14 protein-coding genes are annotated in these 17,265 nt (G+C 68.8%); 10 read left to right on the top strand and 4 right to left on the bottom strand.

All coding sequences use genetic code 11. The features are described 5' to 3' along the window. Positions 1-68: 68 nt before the first annotated feature. From argS to CIK77_RS17785, 9 genes are all read left to right on the top strand, one after another. Positions 69-1,724 (top strand): arginine--tRNA ligase, encoded by a 1,656-nt coding sequence (gene argS / locus CIK77_RS16075; protein WP_087056380.1) that lies wholly within the window; start codon positions 69-71, stop codon positions 1,722-1,724. 18 nt (positions 1,725-1,742) lie between these two features. Beyond that, the gene (locus tag CIK77_RS17780) at positions 1,743-2,564 is read left to right on the top strand and encodes an LmeA family phospholipid-binding protein (RefSeq protein WP_170934253.1); all 822 of its coding nucleotides are present in this window, start codon (positions 1,743-1,745) and stop codon (positions 2,562-2,564) included. A gap of 81 nt (positions 2,565-2,645) precedes the next feature. Beyond that, positions 2,646-4,079: a diaminopimelate decarboxylase gene (gene lysA, locus CIK77_RS16085; protein WP_087056382.1), complete on the top strand. Its 1,434-nt coding sequence runs from the start codon at positions 2,646-2,648 to the stop codon at positions 4,077-4,079. Next, complete coding sequence (locus tag CIK77_RS16090) at positions 4,076-5,392, top strand: homoserine dehydrogenase (protein ID WP_087056383.1); 1,317 nt, start codon at positions 4,076-4,078, stop codon at positions 5,390-5,392. Before lysA ends, CIK77_RS16090 begins: the two co-directional genes overlap by 4 nt. 30 nt (positions 5,393-5,422) lie before the next feature. Beyond that, entirely contained in the window at positions 5,423-6,370 is a 948-nt protein-coding gene (gene thrB, locus CIK77_RS16095; protein WP_087056384.1) for a homoserine kinase, read from the top strand. A gap of 166 nt (positions 6,371-6,536) precedes the next feature. After that, the gene (gene rho, locus CIK77_RS16100) at positions 6,537-8,648 is read left to right on the top strand and encodes a transcription termination factor Rho (RefSeq protein ID WP_087056385.1); all 2,112 of its coding nucleotides are present in this window, start codon (positions 6,537-6,539) and stop codon (positions 8,646-8,648) included. Between the two features lie 12 nt (positions 8,649-8,660). Next, a complete protein-coding gene (gene prfA, locus CIK77_RS16105; protein ID WP_087056386.1) occupies positions 8,661-9,734 on the top strand; it encodes a peptide chain release factor 1 in 1,074 nt (357 codons plus the stop codon). Positions 9,735-9,855: 121 nt separating this feature from the next. Continuing rightward, positions 9,856-10,806 carry a hypothetical protein gene (locus CIK77_RS16110; protein WP_087056387.1) on the top strand — a complete coding sequence of 317 codons (951 nt, stop codon included), beginning with the start codon at positions 9,856-9,858 and terminating at the stop codon, positions 10,804-10,806. A 354-nt stretch (positions 10,807-11,160) separates the two neighbouring features. After that, positions 11,161-13,350, top strand: coding sequence for a prealbumin-like fold domain-containing protein (locus CIK77_RS17785; RefSeq protein ID WP_181861429.1), 2,190 nt, complete (start codon positions 11,161-11,163; stop codon positions 13,348-13,350). Positions 13,351-13,467: 117 nt separating this feature from the next. On the opposite strand, the gene CIK77_RS16120 is transcribed toward CIK77_RS17785, so the two are convergent. From CIK77_RS16120 to CIK77_RS16135, 4 genes are read right to left on the bottom strand one after another with little or no spacing between them, the layout of a single operon-like run. Further along, a complete protein-coding gene (locus tag CIK77_RS16120) occupies positions 13,468-14,232 on the bottom strand; it encodes an ABC transporter permease (protein ID WP_087056388.1) in 765 nt (254 codons plus the stop codon). Beyond that, a complete protein-coding gene (locus CIK77_RS16125) occupies positions 14,229-15,029 on the bottom strand; it encodes an ABC transporter ATP-binding protein (RefSeq protein ID WP_087056389.1) in 801 nt (266 codons plus the stop codon). The genes CIK77_RS16120 and CIK77_RS16125 overlap by 4 nt, the downstream gene beginning before the upstream one ends. Then, positions 15,026-15,397, bottom strand: a complete 372-nt coding sequence (locus tag CIK77_RS16130) for a DUF1048 domain-containing protein (RefSeq protein WP_087056390.1) — start codon at positions 15,395-15,397, stop codon at positions 15,026-15,028. The genes CIK77_RS16125 and CIK77_RS16130 overlap by 4 nt, the downstream gene beginning before the upstream one ends. A 1-nt stretch (position 15,398) precedes the next feature. After that, positions 15,399-15,728, bottom strand: coding sequence for a PadR family transcriptional regulator (locus tag CIK77_RS16135; protein WP_087056391.1), 330 nt, complete (start codon positions 15,726-15,728; stop codon positions 15,399-15,401). A 133-nt stretch (positions 15,729-15,861) separates the two neighbouring features. Here CIK77_RS16135 and CIK77_RS16140 point away from each other — a divergent pair, with 133 nt between their 5' ends. Beyond that, a complete protein-coding gene (locus tag CIK77_RS16140; protein ID WP_087056392.1) occupies positions 15,862-17,265 on the top strand; it encodes an amidase in 1,404 nt (467 codons plus the stop codon).

The raw sequence follows: 17,265 nt of genomic DNA on the forward strand, positions 1-17,265 counted from the left end.
GATGATCGGATCGAGTGCTCATCCGGATCAGTGAAATCGCAACCATGGCGGCCGTAGAATCGTTGGCTATGGGTCCTGAAGCTCTCGCCGCCGCCATCTACGACGTTCTCACCACCGCAGCCAGGCGGATCCGACCCGACGAGGAACTCGGCGCGAGCGCCGCGGACATCGTCGTCGAGCGGCCCAAGAACCGCGACCACGGCGACTGGGCGACCAGCACGGCGATGAAGTTCGCCAAGCGGCTCGGCACGAACCCGCGCGAGCTGGCGCAGGAGCTCGCCTCCGGCCTCGAGAGCGTCGACGGCATCTCCTCGGTCGAGGTCGCGGGCCCCGGCTTCATCAACGTGCGCCTCGACGCCGCCGCAGCCGGTGAGCTGGCGCGCACCATCGTCGATGCGGGCCCCGGCTACGGCCGCACCGAGGCGCTCGCCGGTCAGAGCATCAACCTGGAGTTCGTCAGCGGGAACCCCACAGGCCCGCTGCACATCGGCCACACCCGCTGGGCCGCGCTCGGTGACGCGATCGGGCGTCTGCTCGAGGCGAGCGGCGCGAAGGTCGCCCGTGAGTACTACATCAACGACGCCGGCACCCAGATGGACCGCTTCGGCGAATCCGTGTACGCGTCCATCATGGGTGAGCCGGCGCCGGAGGACGGCTACAAGGGCGAGTACATCGATGCTCTCGGCGCACGCGTGCGCGCGGAGATTCCGGATGTCGCTGGCCTGCCACGCCTCGAGGCCATCGCGCAGGTGCGAGAAGCCGCGTACCGGCTGCAGCTCGATGAGATCAAGACCTCTCTGGGCGACTTCAACGTGCACTTCGATGTCTGGTACTCCGAGCGCGAGCTGCATTCAGGCGAGCCCAGCGCGATCGACCAGGCGGTCGACCGACTGCGCGAGCAGGGCCACGTCTTCGACGCCGACGAGGCCGTGTGGGTGCGCACGACCGACTTCGGCGACGACAAGGATCGCGTCATCCGGCGCGGCAACGGCGTCTACACCTACTTCGCGGCCGACGCCGCCTACTACCTGAGCAAGGGCGATCGCGGCTACGCGCACAAGATCTACCTGCTCGGCGCCGATCATCACGGCTACGTCGCGCGTCTCAAGGCGCTCGCGGGTGCGGCCGGCGACGATCCCGAGCGCGACATCGAGGTGCTGATCGGCCAGCTCGTGTCGATCAACGGGGCCAAGCTCTCCAAGCGCGCGGGCAACATCATCGAGCTCGACGACCTGCGTGCGTGGCTCGGCACCGACGCGCTGCGCTATTCGCTCGAGCGGTACCCAGCCGACTCGCCGCTCTCACTCGATCCGGATCTGCTGCGCAAGCGCACGAACGACAATCCGGTGTTCTACGTGCAGTACGCCCACGCGCGCACCCACAACGTGGGGCGGAACGCAGCGGAGTCCGGCGTCACTCGTGAGACGTTCGCGCCGGAGCTGCTCGCGCACGAGACGGAGTCGGCGCTGCTGGGAGCGCTGCAGGAGTTCCCGCGCATCGTCGCCTTCGCCGCCGAGGAGCGTCAGCCGCACCGCGTCGCGCGCTACCTCGAGGAGGTCGCAGGCCTCTACCATCGCTGGTACGACAACTGCCGTGTCACGCCGAGGGGCGATGAGCCGGTCGAACCGGTGCACGGCACCCGCCTCTGGCTGAACGACGCCACAGGCCAGGTGCTGCGCAACGGGCTCAGCCTGTTGGGCGTCGGAGCCCCAGAGCGGATGTGAGAGGAACGGATGGCCGGGATGAATGATGCGCGTGCTTCGGAGTCCTGGCTGCCCGAGGTGCTGGACGAGGCGGAGGCGCACGTCCCACGCAGGAGGGGGCGGTGGATCCTGCCGCTGCTCGTCGTGCTCGTTCTCCTCGCCGCCGCCTTCGCCGTGGCCGAGTGGATCAGCCGGATGGTGCTGACCAGCGCCGTCGACGCGGCGGTGATGCAGGCCGGAGTCGATGTCGACGGCCCGGTCGAGGTCGTCGTACCTGGGCTGCTGCTTCCGCAGGTCGCAACGGGGTCGGTCGGCGAGGTGAGAGTGGCGGTCGCCGACGCGAGCTTCGAGGGCATATCCGCCGATGTCGAGATCACAGCGCACGACGTGAGTGTGCTCGGCCGCACGGCGGATTCCATCGACCTCGTCGCCGTGACCGACGCCGACGGCGTGCACGCTCTGCTCGAGCAGGCAGACGGCGAATGGGAGGCGCTGGGCGGGGCGCCTGATGTGGCAGTGGAAGAGCCCGTCGTGGCGCTCTCGGCCGAGGTGTCGGTCCTCGGCGCGGCCGTCCCGCTCTCGTTCGACGTGCGGCCGAGCGCCGAAGACGGCGACCTGCTGCTCGAACCGGATGCCGTCAGAGTCGCGGGGGCGGAGGTCGGTCAGGATGCGCTCGCACAGCTCCCGCCCGTCGCGTCGATGCTGTCGGCGCCCATCCCGGTGTGCGTGGCAGGTTCCCTGCCGACAGGGGCGACGCTCACCGGCGTCGCTGTCTCGGGCGACGAAGTGGTGCTCAGCCTGGACGTCGACGGCGAGATCCTCGTCACGCCGTCGCTCCGCGCGCGCGGCTACTGCGAGTGACTTCTGGGGGCGTCCGGCGCCGAGGGGCGCAGGGGCGGTCTGGTGCAGGATCGCCGACGTCGTGGCCGTAGACTCGGTGTCGTGTCCGCCGACAACTCACCCGTCCTCGCGCCAGAGTGGCTGGCCGTTCCCGACGATCCGAACGACCTCGCCGCCGGTGTCTGGCCGATCACAGCCCACCGCACCGGCGACGGCGAACTGAACCTCGGCGGCGTCGACGCATCGGATCTGCGCGCCGAATTCGGCACGCCGCTGCTGGTGCTCGACGAGGAGGACGCCCGCGCCCGCGCGGTCGAGGCGCACAGGGCCTTCACCCGCGCGGCCGCCTCCCACGGGACCGAGGCGCGCGTGTACTACGCGGGCAAGGCGTTCCTCAGCGTCGAGGTCGCACGTTGGATGATCGAGGCAGGACTGAACGTCGACGTGTGCTCGCGCGGCGAGCTCGAGATCGCACTCGCCGCCGGCGTGCCGGCGGACAGAATCGGCTTCCACGGCAACAACAAGCTGGTCTCCGAGCTCGTTCGCGCCGTCGAGGTCGGAGTCGGCACGATCATCGTCGACTCCGACGTCGAGATCGAGCGACTCGGTGAGATCGCCTCCCGCTTCGACGCCGTGCAGAGCGTGCTCGTGCGGGTGCGCAGCGGGGTGCACGCCGACACTCATGAGTTCCTCGCCACCGCCCACGAGGACCAGAAGTTCGGATTCTCCCTCCCTGACGCCGAGCGCGCAGTCGAGCGCATCAGAGAGTTCGACGGCCTGCGCTTCCTCGGCCTGCACTGCCACATCGGCTCGCAGATCTTCGGCGTCGACGGGTTCCGCGAATCGGCTGCCAGGGTGCTCGAACTGCACGCCCGTCTGCTGGAAGGCGGTGACGTGCCGGTGATGAACCTCGGCGGCGGCTTCGGCATCGCCTACACGCGCGCCGACGAACCCACCCCCATCGCCGAACTGGCGGGCGACATCGTCGCGGCCGTCGCCGAGGAGTGCTTCGCGCTCGGCGTCGCGCTGCCCGCACTGGCCTTCGAGCCCGGCCGCAGCATCATCGGCCCGTCAGGAGTGAGCCTGTACGAGGTGGGGACGACCAAGGCCGTCGAGCTCGACGACGGCGAGCGCACCTACATCAGCGTCGACGGCGGCATGAGCGACAATGCGCGCCCCGCGCTGTACGGCGCACAGTACTCCGCTCGCCTCGCCTCGCGCAGCGGCGAGGGCGAACCCGCGCTGAGCCGCGTGGTCGGTCTGCACTGCGAATCGGGCGACATCGTCGTCGACCATGAGTATCTGCCGAGCGACGTCGGTCCCGGCGACCTGCTGGCTGTGCCCGTCACCGGTGCGTACTGCGCCGCGCTGTCGAGCAACTACAACCACACCCCCCGCCCGCCGATCGTCGCCGTCCGGCGGGGAGCGGCGCGGCTGCTGGTGCGAGGCGAGACGCTCGATGACCTGCTCGCCCGCGATATCGCCTACACGACCGAAGCGGCAGACCCCGAGGCTGCCGGAGAGGGAGAAGAATGAACGAACAACGCCGACTCCGCGTTGCGCTGCTGGGTGCCGGATCCGTGGGCTCCCAGGTGGCCAGCCTGCTCCTGAAGCAGGGCGACGCGCTCGCTGAGCGCACCGGCGCTCAGCTCGAGCTCGCCGGCATCGCCGTGCGCAACCTCGACGCCCCGCGTGATGTGGAGCTGCCGCGGGAGCTGCTCACGACGGATGTCGAGAGCCTGATCGTCGGCAGCGACATCGTGATCGAGCTGATGGGCGGCATCGAGCCGGCGCGCACCCACATCCTCACGGCGCTGAGGGCCGGGGCCGATGTCGTCACGGGCAACAAGGCGCTGCTCGCCGAGCACGGCGCGGAGATCTTCGACGCCGCCGATCAGGTCGGCGCCTCCGTCTCCTACGAGGCCGCTGTCGCTGCAGCCATCCCGATCATCCGGCCGCTGAAGGACTCGCTCGCCGGTGACAGGATCGACCGCATCTCCGGCATCCTGAACGGCAGCACCAACTTCATCCTCGACAAGATGGACCGAGAGGGGATGCCTGCTGCCGAGGCGCAGCGGATGGCGACCGACCTCGGATACCTCGAGGCTGACCCCACGCTCGACCTCGCCGGCTACGACGCGGCGCACAAGGCGGCGATTCTCGCCAGCCTCGCCTTCCACACGAAGGTCTCGCTCGACGACGTGCACCGCGAGGGCATCGAGTCCATCACGGACGAGATGATCGAGGGTGCCCGTCACGCCGGCTACGTCGTGAAGCTGCTCGCCGTGTGCGAGCGACTCACGGAGCCGGAGGGCGACTCGGTGTCGGTGCGGGTGTACCCGGCGCTGATCGACAGGCAGCACCCGATGGCCAACGTGCACGGCGGCAACAACGCCGTGTTCGTCGAGGCGGCATCGGCGGGGCCCCTGATGTTCTACGGCGCAGGAGCGGGCGGTCGCGAGACCGCATCGGCCGTGATGGGCGACGTCGTCTCCGCGGCACGGCGCCACATCGCAGGGGGCGTCGGCGTCGGCGAGTCACCGCGCCTGAGTCTGCCCGTCGCCCCCGTCGGACGCATCTACACGCGCTACCAGGTGCGCCTCGAGGTCGCTGATGCGCCTGGCGTGCTGCAGGAGATCGCCGGCATCTTCAACGATGCGGGCGTCTCGGTGGCGACCGTCGACCAGACGCAGGTCGAAGAAGGGCCGGACGGAGCGCGCAGCCGAGCGATGATCGTGCTCGCGACGCACCGGGCGCGCGAGGAGGCACTCAGGGCGACTGTCGAGCGGCTGAACGCCAGCGACGTCGTCGTGGACGTCGTGTCGGTGCTGCGCGTAGAGGGTGAGTGACATGGCGCGCCGTCCCTCGGGGGTGCGTGCATGAGCGCGGTATCCGAGCGCACCGTCTGGGTGCGCGTTCCGGCGACGAGCGCGAACCTCGGGCCGGGCTTCGACACGCTCGGCCTCGCGCTGAGCGTCTATGACCGACTGACCGTCACGGCGCTGGACTCCGACGCGCTCGAGATCGAGGTGACCGGCACCGGGGCCGAGGAGATCGCGCGCGACGAATCGAACCTCGTCGCACGGTCGATCTGGCACGTCTACGCGCAGCTCGGAATCGAGCCGCCTGGTCTGCGGATCATCGCGCACAACGAGATCCCGCACGGCCGAGGGCTGGGCTCATCCGGATCGGCCGTCGTATCGGGAATCCTCGCTGCGAAGGGCCTGCTGGCGGGTGCAGCCGAGCTGAGCGCGGACGACCTGCTGCGGCTGGCGACCGAGCTGGAGGGGCACCCGGACAACGTGGCGCCCGCACTGTTCGGAGGACTCACGATCGCCTGGGTGGACCACGGTGTGCCGCAGCACAAGAAGCTGCTCGTGCACCGGGGCGTGTCACCGCTGGTGTTCGTGCCGTCCTTCACGATGTCCACGTCCGTGGCGCGCGGACTGCAGCCGGACCAGGTCTCGCGCGAGGACGCCGTGTTCAACCTCTCGCGCTCCGCGCTGCTGATCGCGGCGCTGACGCAGAGCCCAGAACTGCTGCTGGCGGCGACCGATGACAAGCTGCACCAGACATACCGTGCAGGAGCAATGCCCGAGACGCATCGCCTCGTCACCGCGCTGCGCAAGGCGGGGTTCGCTGCGGTCGTCTCAGGAGCGGGACCGAGCGTGCTCGTGATGGCAGATGGACCTGGTCGCCGCCTCGAAGCGGTCGATGTCGCGAACGCCGTGACGGACACCCCGTGGGAGTCGCTGATCGTCGCCGTCGACTTCAAGGGTGGTACAGTGAGGAGCACAGCGGAGGGTGCCTTCGAGCACGAAATCTGACCTCCGTCGCAAATCTGCGAAGCCCCGCACGGTGCCTTTCTGTCTGCTCGGATGCAGTACGCCGTCCTCAGTCTGACAAGCACCGGCGCACGACGTGGCGCGCGCATGGTGATTCCCCCGAGGGGAACCCCTGCGGTGGCTCATTTCCACGCCCCATCAAGGAGTCATGTTGGAGTCCATCTCCGAGAACCCGGACGTTCACGGCGAGAGCGCTGGCGCCGCCGCGACCGAGTCGGCAGCCGAAGCGCCAGCGAAGGCGCCGCGCAAGCGGGCGCCGCGCCGTCGCACGACGAAGGCCGCGTCGGCCGACGACGCACAGAAGACCGAGACCGCCGAGGCCACGGAGGCCACGGCGGATGCCGCAGCGGCAGCGGATGCGCCGACGGAGAAGCCGAAGCGCGCGCCTCGCACGCGCAAGACCGCCGCCGTCGCAACGGACGAGGCACAGAAGCCGGAGGAAGCTGCGGAGCAGAACTCCGAGGCTGCCGCTGCCGACGCTCCGGCCGAGAAGCCGAAGCGCGCGCCGCGCCGCCGGACGACGAAGGCCGCAGAGGCGGAGAAGCCGGCCGACCAGGTCGAGGCGGCTGAGGCTCCGGCTGCTGAGCAGTCGCAGGGCGGGAACGCCGACGCGAAGCCGGCCGACGAGAGCACTGAGGCCGACAAGCGCGACGCTCAGGGTGCTCAGGGCGACGCGCCCAAGCGCGGCAGGAAGCCGCAGCGGTCGGCGGCCGACGCCGACGCCGAGAAGAGCAGCGAAGACGAGCAGTCGAGCGCTGACAAGCAGTCGAGCGCTGACAAGCAGTCAGGTGACAGGCCGGACGCCGACGGCGACGATGCCGAGGACGGTTCGGGGCGCGGACGCCGCAGCCGGAACCGGAACCGCAACCGCAACAAGAACAAGTCGGACGCGGGCGACGGCGAAGGCGACGACAGGTCGGCGCAGAACGGCGGCCAGAACGGCGGCCAGAACGGCGGCCAGAACAGCAATGGCCGCGGCGGGCGCAACGCCGGCGGCGGCAGCAACGAGCAGAGCGACGCCGCGTCCTCGCGCGGACGCGGTCGCAACAAGCGTCGCGGCGGCCAGGGCGACGAGTTCGAGCCGGAGGTCACCGAGGACGATGTGCTGATTCCGATCGCCGGAATCCTCGATGTGCTCGACAACTACGCATTCGTGCGCACGACGGGCTACCTGCCTGGTCAGCAGGACGTCTACGTCTCGCTCGGCCAGGTCAAGAAGTACAACCTGCGCAAGGGCGACGCCGTCGTCGGCTCGATCAAGCAGCCCCGCGAGGGTGAGCAGCACGGGCGCCAGAAGTACAACGCGCTCGTGAAGGTCGACTCGATCAACGGTCTGTCGACGGACGACGCGGCCGACCGCGTCGAGTTCGGCAAGCTCACGCCTCTCTACCCGCAGGAGCGCCTGCGGATGGAGACGGCGCCCGAGAAGCTGACGCAGCGGATGATCGACCTGGTCTCACCGGTCGGCAAGGGCCAGCGCGGCCTGATCGTCGCGCCCCCCAAGGCGGGCAAGACGATCGTGCTGCAGCAGATCGCGAACGCGATCGCGCAGAACAACCCGGAAGCCCACCTCATGGTGGTGCTGGTCGACGAGCGTCCAGAAGAGGTCACCGACATGCAGCGTTCGGTGTCCGGCGAGGTCATCGCCTCGACGTTCGATCGTCCTGCCGAGGACCACACCACGGTGGCCGAGCTCGCGATCGAGCGCGCCAAGCGCCTCGTCGAACTGGGTCGCGACGTGGTCGTCCTGCTCGACTCGATCACTCGCCTCAGCCGTGCCTACAACGTCTCGGCTCCGACATCCGGTCGTGTGCTCTCCGGCGGCGTCGACGCGGCGGCGCTGTACCCGCCGAAGAAGTTCTTCGGCGCGGCGCGCAACATCGAGAACGGCGGCTCGCTGACGATCCTCGCCACTGCGCTCGTGGAGACCGGGTCCAAGATGGACGAGGTCATCTTCGAGGAGTTCAAGGGCACAGGCAACATGGAGCTGCGCCTGTCGCGCCAGCTCGCCGACAAGCGCATCTTCCCGGCCATCGACGTGAACGCGTCGTCGACCCGCCGCGAGGAGATGCTGCTGTCGAACGACGAGGTGCAGATCACCTGGCAGCTGCGCCGTGCCCTGGCTGGCATGGACCAGCAGCATGCGCTCAGCGTCATCCTCGAGAAGCTCAGGGAGACGCAGTCGAACGTCGAGTTCCTCGTGCAGATGCGCAAGTCGATTCCGGCGAACGGCAACGGCCGCGACACCGACATCCGATAAGGGGAGCAACGAGTGTTCGAGTCGGTTGATGCGCTCATCGACGAGCACCGTCGGGTTCAGGAGGAGCTCTCCGATCCGGCGGTGCACGCCGACCCCGCGCGAGCGAAGCGCGTCAACCGGCGCTACGCCGAACTGAACCGCATCGTGCAGGCGCACCAGACGTGGGTCAGCGCGGGGGAGGACCTCGACGCCGCGCGCGAGCTCGCCGCAGAGGACGAGGCGTTCGCCGCCGAAGTTCCCTCGCTCGAGGAGCATCTCGCCGAGTCGCAGGAGCGGCTGCGCCGTCTGCTGATCCCGCGCGACCCGGATGACGCCCGCGACGTGATCATGGAGATCAAGGCGGGGGAGGGCGGAGCGGAGAGCGCTCTGTTCGCCGCCGATCTGCTGCGCATGTACCTGCAGTACGCGGCGTCGCAGGGGTGGAAGACCGAGATGATCGAGTCGGACCACTCCGATCTCGGCGGCTACAAGAACGTGCAGGTGGCGTTCAAGAGCTCGTCGAACGACCCGGCCAGCGGCGTGTGGGCGCACCTGAAGTACGAGGGCGGAGTGCACCGCGTACAGCGAGTGCCTGCCACCGAGTCGCAGGGGCGCATCCACACGTCGACGACCGGAGTGCTGGTCTTCCCCGAGGTGGATGAGCCGGATGAGGTCGAGATCAGTCAGAACGACCTCAAGATCGACGTGTACCGCTCATCCGGCCCAGGCGGGCAGTCGGTGAACACCACCGACTCCGCCGTGCGCATCACGCACGTGCCGACCGGCATCGTGGTGTCGATGCAGAACGAGAAGTCGCAGCTGCAGAACCGCGAGGCGGCCATGCGGGTGCTGCGGGCCCGCCTGCTCGCCAGGCAGCAGGAGGAGCTGCAGGCCGCCGCGGCGGATGCGCGCAAGAGCCAGATCCGCGGCATGGATCGTTCTGAGCGCATCCGAACGTACAACTTCCCCGAGAACCGCATCGCCGACCACCGCACGGGGTACAAGGCGTACAACCTCGACCACGTCATGGATGGCGCACTCGCCCCCGTGGTCGAGTCGTGCATCGAGGCAGACGAGGCCGAGCGCCTCGCCTCGCTCGGGGAGTGACGGCGTCGTTCACGAGTGCCGTTGTGCGCGTTTCGGCGCCGATATCGACGGTTTCGCACTCGCGAGCGCGGGTTGTGGATAGGTTCTGCGAGGAGAGCGCGCAGCGGGGCATGATCGGTGGATGCGCGGGTCGGGGAGGCTGCCGGACGGTCTCGGCGAACAGTTCTCGGTAGTCGAGGCCGCCTCGCGCGGCGTCCTCCCCGGGCGATTGCGCTCGGCCGATCTGGAGCGACCGTTCCGCGGCGTGCGCGTGCGTGCGGTGCGGGATGCCGTTCCTCGCGCATCCGCGGCAGAAGCCGAGCGGGATGACGCCTGGCAGCGGATCATGGCGTATGCGCAGATCATGCCGGAGCATGCGTTCTTCATCGGGCCGACCGCCGCCCTCATCCGCGGAGTCCCGATGCCGATGAGGACGCACGAGATGCTTCACGTCGGAGTGCGATACCCCAGGACGCCGCCGCGGCGAGCGGGGATCAGGGGGAGCCGACTGTGCGTGGCTGATGCCGAAGTCGTGAACGGTCTCAGCGTCGCGACTCCGGCACTGACGTGGGCGACGCTCGGCCCCTTCCTCAGTGAGTACGATCTCGTTGCGGCGACCGATTATCTGCTGCGTCTTCCTCGTTCGCCCGGAGGGTTCCACGCACTCGCCCGCACCACACCCTTCGCGACTCGCGACGAACTCGCCACCGTGCTCCGCTCGAACCGCTGGCAGAGCGCGCCCGCACTGCGCCGAGGGCTCGAGCGGGCACGAACCGGGTCGTCGTCGCGGCCGGAGAGCCGGGTGCGTCTGATGATCGTCGATGCCGGATTGCCCGAGCCCGAGATCGACTACGACATCCGCTCCGAAAGCGGCATGTTCATCGCGTGCGCCGATCTCGCCTATCCGGATCGCCGTCTCGCAATCGAGTACGAAGGCGACGGGCACAGGGAGCGAGCGCAGTTCGAGCACGACATCAATCGTTTCGCTCGCATGGAGGAGCACCGCTGGCGCGCCGTGCGCCTGACATCCGAGCACGTATTCCGCATCCCGCGCGAAGCCATCCGGCGTATCCTGCGCGCCTACCGGCGGTGACTCGTCGTTCACGAGTGCCGTTGTGCGCGTTTCGGCGCTGATATCGACCATTTCGCACTCGCGAATCGGCGTCGCCATCAGGGGCGGGACGTGGAGAGCGCTGCCCTTGTCAGCGCGGGTGTGCGGGCGTAGGATTCGGGACAAGCGCTATACCGGTTGGAGCGGAACCCGAAACCGCTCCTATCCGAACTGGCCGACACGACATGCTGAACACCTGGTTGTCGGCGCGGTTTCGTCAGAGTTGACGCCGCGCCGTTCTGCCCACGATCCGATGATCGAGTGCCGTGGCGACACAGCCGGGCGTGCCTTTGTGCATGCCCGCCCATTGTGTTCGTCCACTCTCAAAGGAACAACGTGGATACCCGAAAGCGGGGACTCACCCTGCTCACACTCGGCGCGCTCTGTGCTGCGCTCTTGTCATCCTTCGCCGCTGCGCCCGCGTTCGCGGACGACAGCGCGCCGCCGCCGGCGGAACAGCAGGCGGCCGACGAATCGGCCCAGGACGCGGAATCGACCGCGCCTGAACCGAAGACCGAACCCGAACCGCCCGCGCCGGAACCTGAGCCTCCCGCGCCCGAGCCGGAACCCGAGCCTCCCGCGCCCGAACCCGAACCGGAGCCGGCGCCTGTGGTGCCCGAATCCGAGCCGGTCGCGCCGGAGCCCGAACCCGTTGAACCCGACGCTCCCGTGGAGGAGCCGCCAGGCGATGACGTCGGGACGGCTGCTGACGACACGGCCGACGGCGGCGACGACGCTGCCGCGTCGGATGTCGCACAGGAAGGCGAGAGTGAGAAGGACGCCGAACTCGCGAAGGACGAGGAGCTCGCCGTCGCTGCCGAGGAAGAAGAGCAGGTCTGCGAGGGACTCGACAGCGGCAAGATCGATGTCGTAGGGAGCGATGAATCTCTCGTCATCACGGCGCCCGATGGCAAGCTCATCTCCGCGTACTGCGTCAAGGCGGGATCCGCGCAGCAGGACGAAGGCCCGGAGTATGTCGACGTCGACCCGCCGCAGGAGGAGGTCACGATCAGTCACTCCAGTGGGAAGGACATCTCGCACTATTCCGTGGCGTACGTCGACATCGAGCCAGGGATGGTGACCGTCACCAAGAGCGTCGACGGCACGGCCGACGGCTACTGGTGGGAGTTCGAGATCTCGCTGGACGGGGATGCCAGAACCGTGAACAGCGATGCTCCGACGGCTGAATGGGGCGACCTCGCCCCTGACGTCTACACGCTGTCCGAGCCGAGCCTGCCCGATGGCTGGACGAACGGCGACATCTCGTGCAATGCACCGGATGCCGATGCCGGCATGGCCGGTCACCAGATCGAGATCACGTCCGGACTGTCGGTCGTGTGCTCGCTGACGAACACCGCCGCGCCCGGTCAGGTCTCGCTCACCAAGGGCGTGAACGGCGTCTCCGACGACTACCCGTGGAGCTTCGCGTTCCAGCTGGACGGCGATGAGCGGACGGTCACGAACGAGAGCCCGATGGAGACATGGACCGGCCTTGTCGTCGGTGACGTGGTCACGCTGATGGAGACCGATCCCGGCGGCGTCTGGACGGCGGGGGCGATCGGGTGCGATGCACCGGATGCCGACGCCGGCATGGCCGGATACCAGATCGAGATCACACCCGGCCTCATGGTCGAGTGCTGGGCGGAGAACACCGCGGTACCCGGCAGCGTCACCGTGACCAAGTCGGCGCTCGGCGGTGACGGAGAATTCGACTTCGTGCTGCAGCCGCTGGACGGCTCCGGCGAGGCGATGACGGGTACGGCGACGACATCCGGCGGTACGGGGCACACGACGTTCCCCGCACTGCAGGGAGGGTCGATGTACTCGCTGAGCGAAGTCGACGCCGGGGACATATGGGTCGGCGGTGACCTGATGTGCGCCGTCGACGGCGACGCCATCGATCCGTCGGGCTTCATGGTGCATCCGGGAGACGAGATCTCCTGCGAGATCGAGAACGTCAAGCGCGGAGAGATCATCGTCGACAAGGTGACGGATCCGGGCCACGACGATACGGCCTTCGACTTCTCGTGGGGGCCGGGCGGTGACGCATCCGGTGCGTTCTCGCTGACGGATGATGACGCGGCCTTCTCGACCGGTCTGCTCGACCCCGGCGGCTACACCGTGGCCGAGGCGGAGCGCGAGGGCTGGATGCTGAGCGGGCTGGCCTGCGTCGACGACGGAACCGGTGATGCCGCAGCGGCTTCGTACGACGGCGCGGCGGCCATGATCGACCTCGCGCCCGGACAGGTCGTCGTGTGCACCTTCACGAATGAGAAGGAGGAGACACCGGCCATCGTCCCGCCGACTCCCGCTGAGCCGACTCCCGCTGCACCGGTGCCCGCCGCACCGATGCCAGCTGAGCCGACTCCCACTGAGCCGACTCCCGCTGCACCGACGTCGGGGCTGGCGGTGACAGGCGGCGGGGCATCTTCGACCGCCGCGGCTGTCGCACTCGGCATGCTCCTGCTCGGAGCGGCACTGATCGGATACAGGCGGCTCACCCGTCGGGGAGGTGAGCACCTGTAGGGGAGGGACCCCACCGGGGGCATCGCCCGGATCGTCGAAGGGCAGACGATACGATCCGAATGGGCGATGCCCCCGGTGGTCTGTGTGCTGTTCGCGGCGCGACCGTGCCGGATACCGTCATCCGAATCGCCGGCGCGAGAGCAGGGAGGCCGCGAGCCATCCGGCCGCGAGGATAGCCGCGCACCAGGCGAGGGCGATCCAGATCTCCGCGCCCACGGGCGTGCCGCCGAACAGTGCGCGCAGAGTCTCGACGATCGGCGTGACCGGCTGGTTCTCCGCGAACCAGCGCACGGGGCCCGGCATGCCATGAGTCGGCACGAATGCCGAGCTGAGGAAGGGCAGGAAGATCAGCGGGTAGCTGAACGCGCTCGCGCCGTCGATCGACTTCGCGCCGAGGCCCGACAGCACGGCGACCCACGTCAGGGCGAGGGTGAACAGGACCAGGATGCCGACGACCGCGAGCCATTCCAGCGGGCCCGCGCTGGTGCGGAACCCCATCAGTGCGGCCACGCCCGTGACGATCGTCAGCGCGACGAGGTTCGCCACCACCGAGGTCAGCACGTGCGCCCACAGTGTGGCCGATCGGGCGATGGGCATGGAGCGGAACCTCGCGTTCAGTCCGCCCTGCATGTCGAGGAAGAGGCGGTATGCCGTGTACGCCACACCGGATGCGACGGTGATCAGCAGGATGCCTGGCAGCAGGTAGTCGACGTACTCTGCGCCTCCCACATCGATCGCACTGCCGAACACGTAGACGAACAGCAGCAGGAACGCGATGGGCATCAGCGCTGTCGTGACGATCGTGTCGGGGCTGCGCAGAATGTGCGTCAGCGACCGCTTCGTGAGCGTGAGGCTGTCGCTCAATGCGTGTGACGCACTCATCGGTCTGCCTCCCCCTTTTCGGCACCAGGGGCGGGAGCCATCTGCTTTCCTGTGATCGCGAGGAAGATGTCCTCGAGACTCGGCTGCTTCTCGACGTACTCGACCTTCGCCGGCGGGAATCGGCTCTTCAGCTCGTCGAGCGTGCCCTCGGCGATGATCGTCCCGTCGCCGAGGATGGCGATGCGATCGGCGAGACGTTCGGCTTCGTCGAGGTACTGCGTCGTCAGCAGCACGGTCGTCCCACCGGACGCGAGCTCCTCGACGATGCCCCAGACCTCCTGCCGCGCGTGCGGGTCGAGGCCCGTCGTCGGTTCGTCGAGGAAGATGACCGGCGGATCCCCGATCAGGCTCATCGCGATATCGAGCCGCCGTCGCATGCCGCCGGAATACGTGCCGGCACGTCGGTCGGCGGCATCCGAGATTGAGAAGCGGTGCAGAAGCCGGTCCGCGACGCCCCGGGGATCGGTGATGTGGCGGAGCTTCGCCACCAGCACGAGGTTCTCCCGGCCCGTGAGCACCTCGTCGACGGCGGCGAACTGCCCGGTGAGGCTGACCGAATCCCTGATGCCCGGCGCCTGCGTTCGGATGTCGAGGCCCGCGACCTGAGCGGAGCCTGCGTCGGCACGCGACAGCGTTGCGAGGATCCGCACGAGCGTCGTCTTCCCCGCACCGTTCGCGCCGAGCAGTGCGAAGACGCTGCCAGGCGCGACATCGAAGCTCACTCCGCGCAGGACCGCGAGGTCCTTGAACGACTTCTCGATGCCGTCGACCCGGATGGCGGGTGCGATCGCAGTCACGATGTCCCTTCCTGAGCCGCGGCGCGATCGATGGCGTCGCGCAGCCTTGCGCGCTCCTTGTCCATCCACGTCTTGTCGGTGTAGCTGGTGATGAAGGTCTCGATGAACTCGACCGGGTCCTCGCCGACCACCTCTCTGACCGGTGATCGGTTCTCGGCGGTGGATTCCATCAGCTCCAGCAGGTCGCGCATCATCTCGAGCAGCACCGCTCCGCCCGCGAGCCCGCCCACCGACATCAGGTAGCGCTCCAGCGCCTCCGCGGTTTCGCGATAGGGCGACGGCAGCTGCTTCTGCCTCTCCTTCAGCCGACGGTAGGTCTTCTTGTCCTCCAGCGAGCCCGTGACGAGCTCGATCCATTTCGGTGCCATGTCAGTTCCCTCCGTTGCGGATGTGGTCGAGGCGGCCGGAGATGGCGCCCCATGCTGTCCAGAATTCGTCGAGTCGTTCGACCCCTGCGGCGTTCAGCGTGTACACCTTGCGCGGCGGCCCCTTCTGGGAGGGGACCTTCTCGACGTCGACCAGCTCGCGGCGCTCTATGCGCACGAGCAGGGCGTACACGGTGCCCTCGACGACATCGGTGAAGCCGAGCTCCTGCAGGTGAGTCGTGAGGTCGTATCCGTGCCACGCCCTGCCGCGCAGGAGTTCGAGGATGACGCCCTCGAGCACTCCCTTGAGCAGCTCGGTCTCCTGTTTTCCCATTGCTCCTCCGATAGTCAGTGATGCTGAGTACTGCTACACAGTAACGCTGAGTACTGGTAATAAGCAATACTGAGTACCGATTCGGCGTGTCGTGTCGACGCATCAGGAGCGGACCAGGGGCGAAGATGGGGGAGTGGAGCTTCATGAACTCGGCCTCGTCCCGCTGGCGCGCGCGCTCGCCGTGCGCGAGGTGTCACCTGAGGAGGTCGTGCGGCACTTCCTCGCCCGGGTCGGAGCGCTGTGCGATCTCGGTGCGTTCGTCGAGGTGACGCAGGCCGCAGCGCTCGAGCGTGCGAGGGCGCTGAATCCGGATGGCAGAGGCGCAGCGCCGCTGTGGGGCGTGCCGGGCGCCGACAAGGACCTCGTCGCCCGCGCCGGGGTGCCCACCAGATACGGGTCGCGTGCTTTCATCGACTTCGTGCCAGAGACCTCCGACCCCCTGGCGCTGGCCCTCGACAGCGCAGGCTCGATCAGCCTCGGCAAGACGAACACCCCGGAGTTCGGCCTCACCGGCTACACCGAGTCGGAGATCGCCCCGCCCGCGCGCAACCCGTGGCGACCGGAGACGGGCGCCGGCGGATCCAGCGGCGGTGCGGCCGTCGCCGTCGCGACCGGGCAGCTGCCAGCCGCAGCGGCCTCCGACGGCGGAGGCTCGATCCGGATCCCCGCGGCCACTGTCGGCGTGGTCGGCATCAAACCCTCACGCGGGAGGCTGCCGATCGCGAACGGGCTCGATTCTCCTGGCGGGCTGTCGGTCGCCGGGCCCATTGCCCGCTCCGTCGAAGACGCGGCCCACCTGCTCGACGCTCTGGCGGCATCCGGACCGCCGCGTCACGCCACGACGGCTCAGGGCAGCGGGCCGTTCGCGGAACACGCACGCAGGGATCCGGATATCCGGATGCGCGTCGGCGCCACCCTCGTGACGCCGTGGGACGGCTGGACGGACACGACCCTCGACCCGCGCGCGCTCGCCGCGTACGAGCTCGCGGCGCGGGCGCTGGCGACGGCCGGCCACGACGTCGACGAGGCGACGTGGGATCCGAAGGGCTACCCGGAGATGTTCACGACGATCTGGAAGGCATCGGCCGCTCGTGTGCCCGTCGCGGACGACCGGCTCGACGCGGCCGTCGGCCCCTTCACCGCCTGGATGGTGCGGCAGGGGCGTGCGCTGAGCGCGGAGACCGTGATCGGCGGATACCAGGCGGCGACGGCGTTCGAGCGCGCCACGATCGAAGCGTTCTCGGCGTACGATGCGGTGCTCACACCGGCCCTGGCGATGGAGCCGCAGCCGATCGGCTGGGCGAGCCGAGGAACCGAGCCGATGGAGAACTTCGCCAGGCAGTGCAGCTATGCTCCGCACACCAGCTTCGTCAATGTCGCCGGTCTGCCGGCCATCACCGTGCCGGTCACGTCAGAGCCTGATGAGCGCCCCTGGAGCGTGCAGCTGGTCGGCCGCCCAGGCGGCGAGTCGGCGATCATCGCCCTTGCCGCGCAGCTGGAGCGCGCCCGCGGCACCCTCCCGCTCCCGCCCGTCTGA

Source organism: Microbacterium sp. JB110 (assembly GCF_003335195.1).
Lineage (GTDB): Bacteria > Actinomycetota > Actinomycetes > Actinomycetales > Microbacteriaceae > Microbacterium.

Bases quoted from the DNA above. Each gene is read 5' to 3' on its own strand.
- CIK77_RS16110 (WP_087056387.1), top strand. From the start codon at position 9,856: ATGCGCGGGTCGGGGAGGCTGCCGGACGGTCTCGGCGAACAGTTCTCG.
- CIK77_RS17780 (WP_170934253.1), top strand. From the start codon at position 1,743: ATGAATGATGCGCGTGCTTCGGAGTCCTGGCTGCCCGAGGTGCTGGAC.
- thrB (WP_087056384.1), top strand. From the start codon at position 5,423: ATGAGCGCGGTATCCGAGCGCACCGTCTGGGTGCGCGTTCCGGCGACG.
- CIK77_RS16135 (WP_087056391.1), bottom strand. From the start codon at position 15,728: ATGGGAAAACAGGAGACCGAGCTGCTCAAGGGAGTGCTCGAGGGCGTC.
- argS (WP_087056380.1), top strand. From the start codon at position 69: ATGGGTCCTGAAGCTCTCGCCGCCGCCATCTACGACGTTCTCACCACC.
- rho (WP_087056385.1), top strand. From the start codon at position 6,537: ATGTTGGAGTCCATCTCCGAGAACCCGGACGTTCACGGCGAGAGCGCT.
- CIK77_RS16090 (WP_087056383.1), top strand. From the start codon at position 4,076: ATGAACGAACAACGCCGACTCCGCGTTGCGCTGCTGGGTGCCGGATCC.
- CIK77_RS16130 (WP_087056390.1), bottom strand. From the start codon at position 15,397: ATGGCACCGAAATGGATCGAGCTCGTCACGGGCTCGCTGGAGGACAAG.
- CIK77_RS16120 (WP_087056388.1), bottom strand. From the start codon at position 14,232: ATGAGTGCGTCACACGCATTGAGCGACAGCCTCACGCTCACGAAGCGG.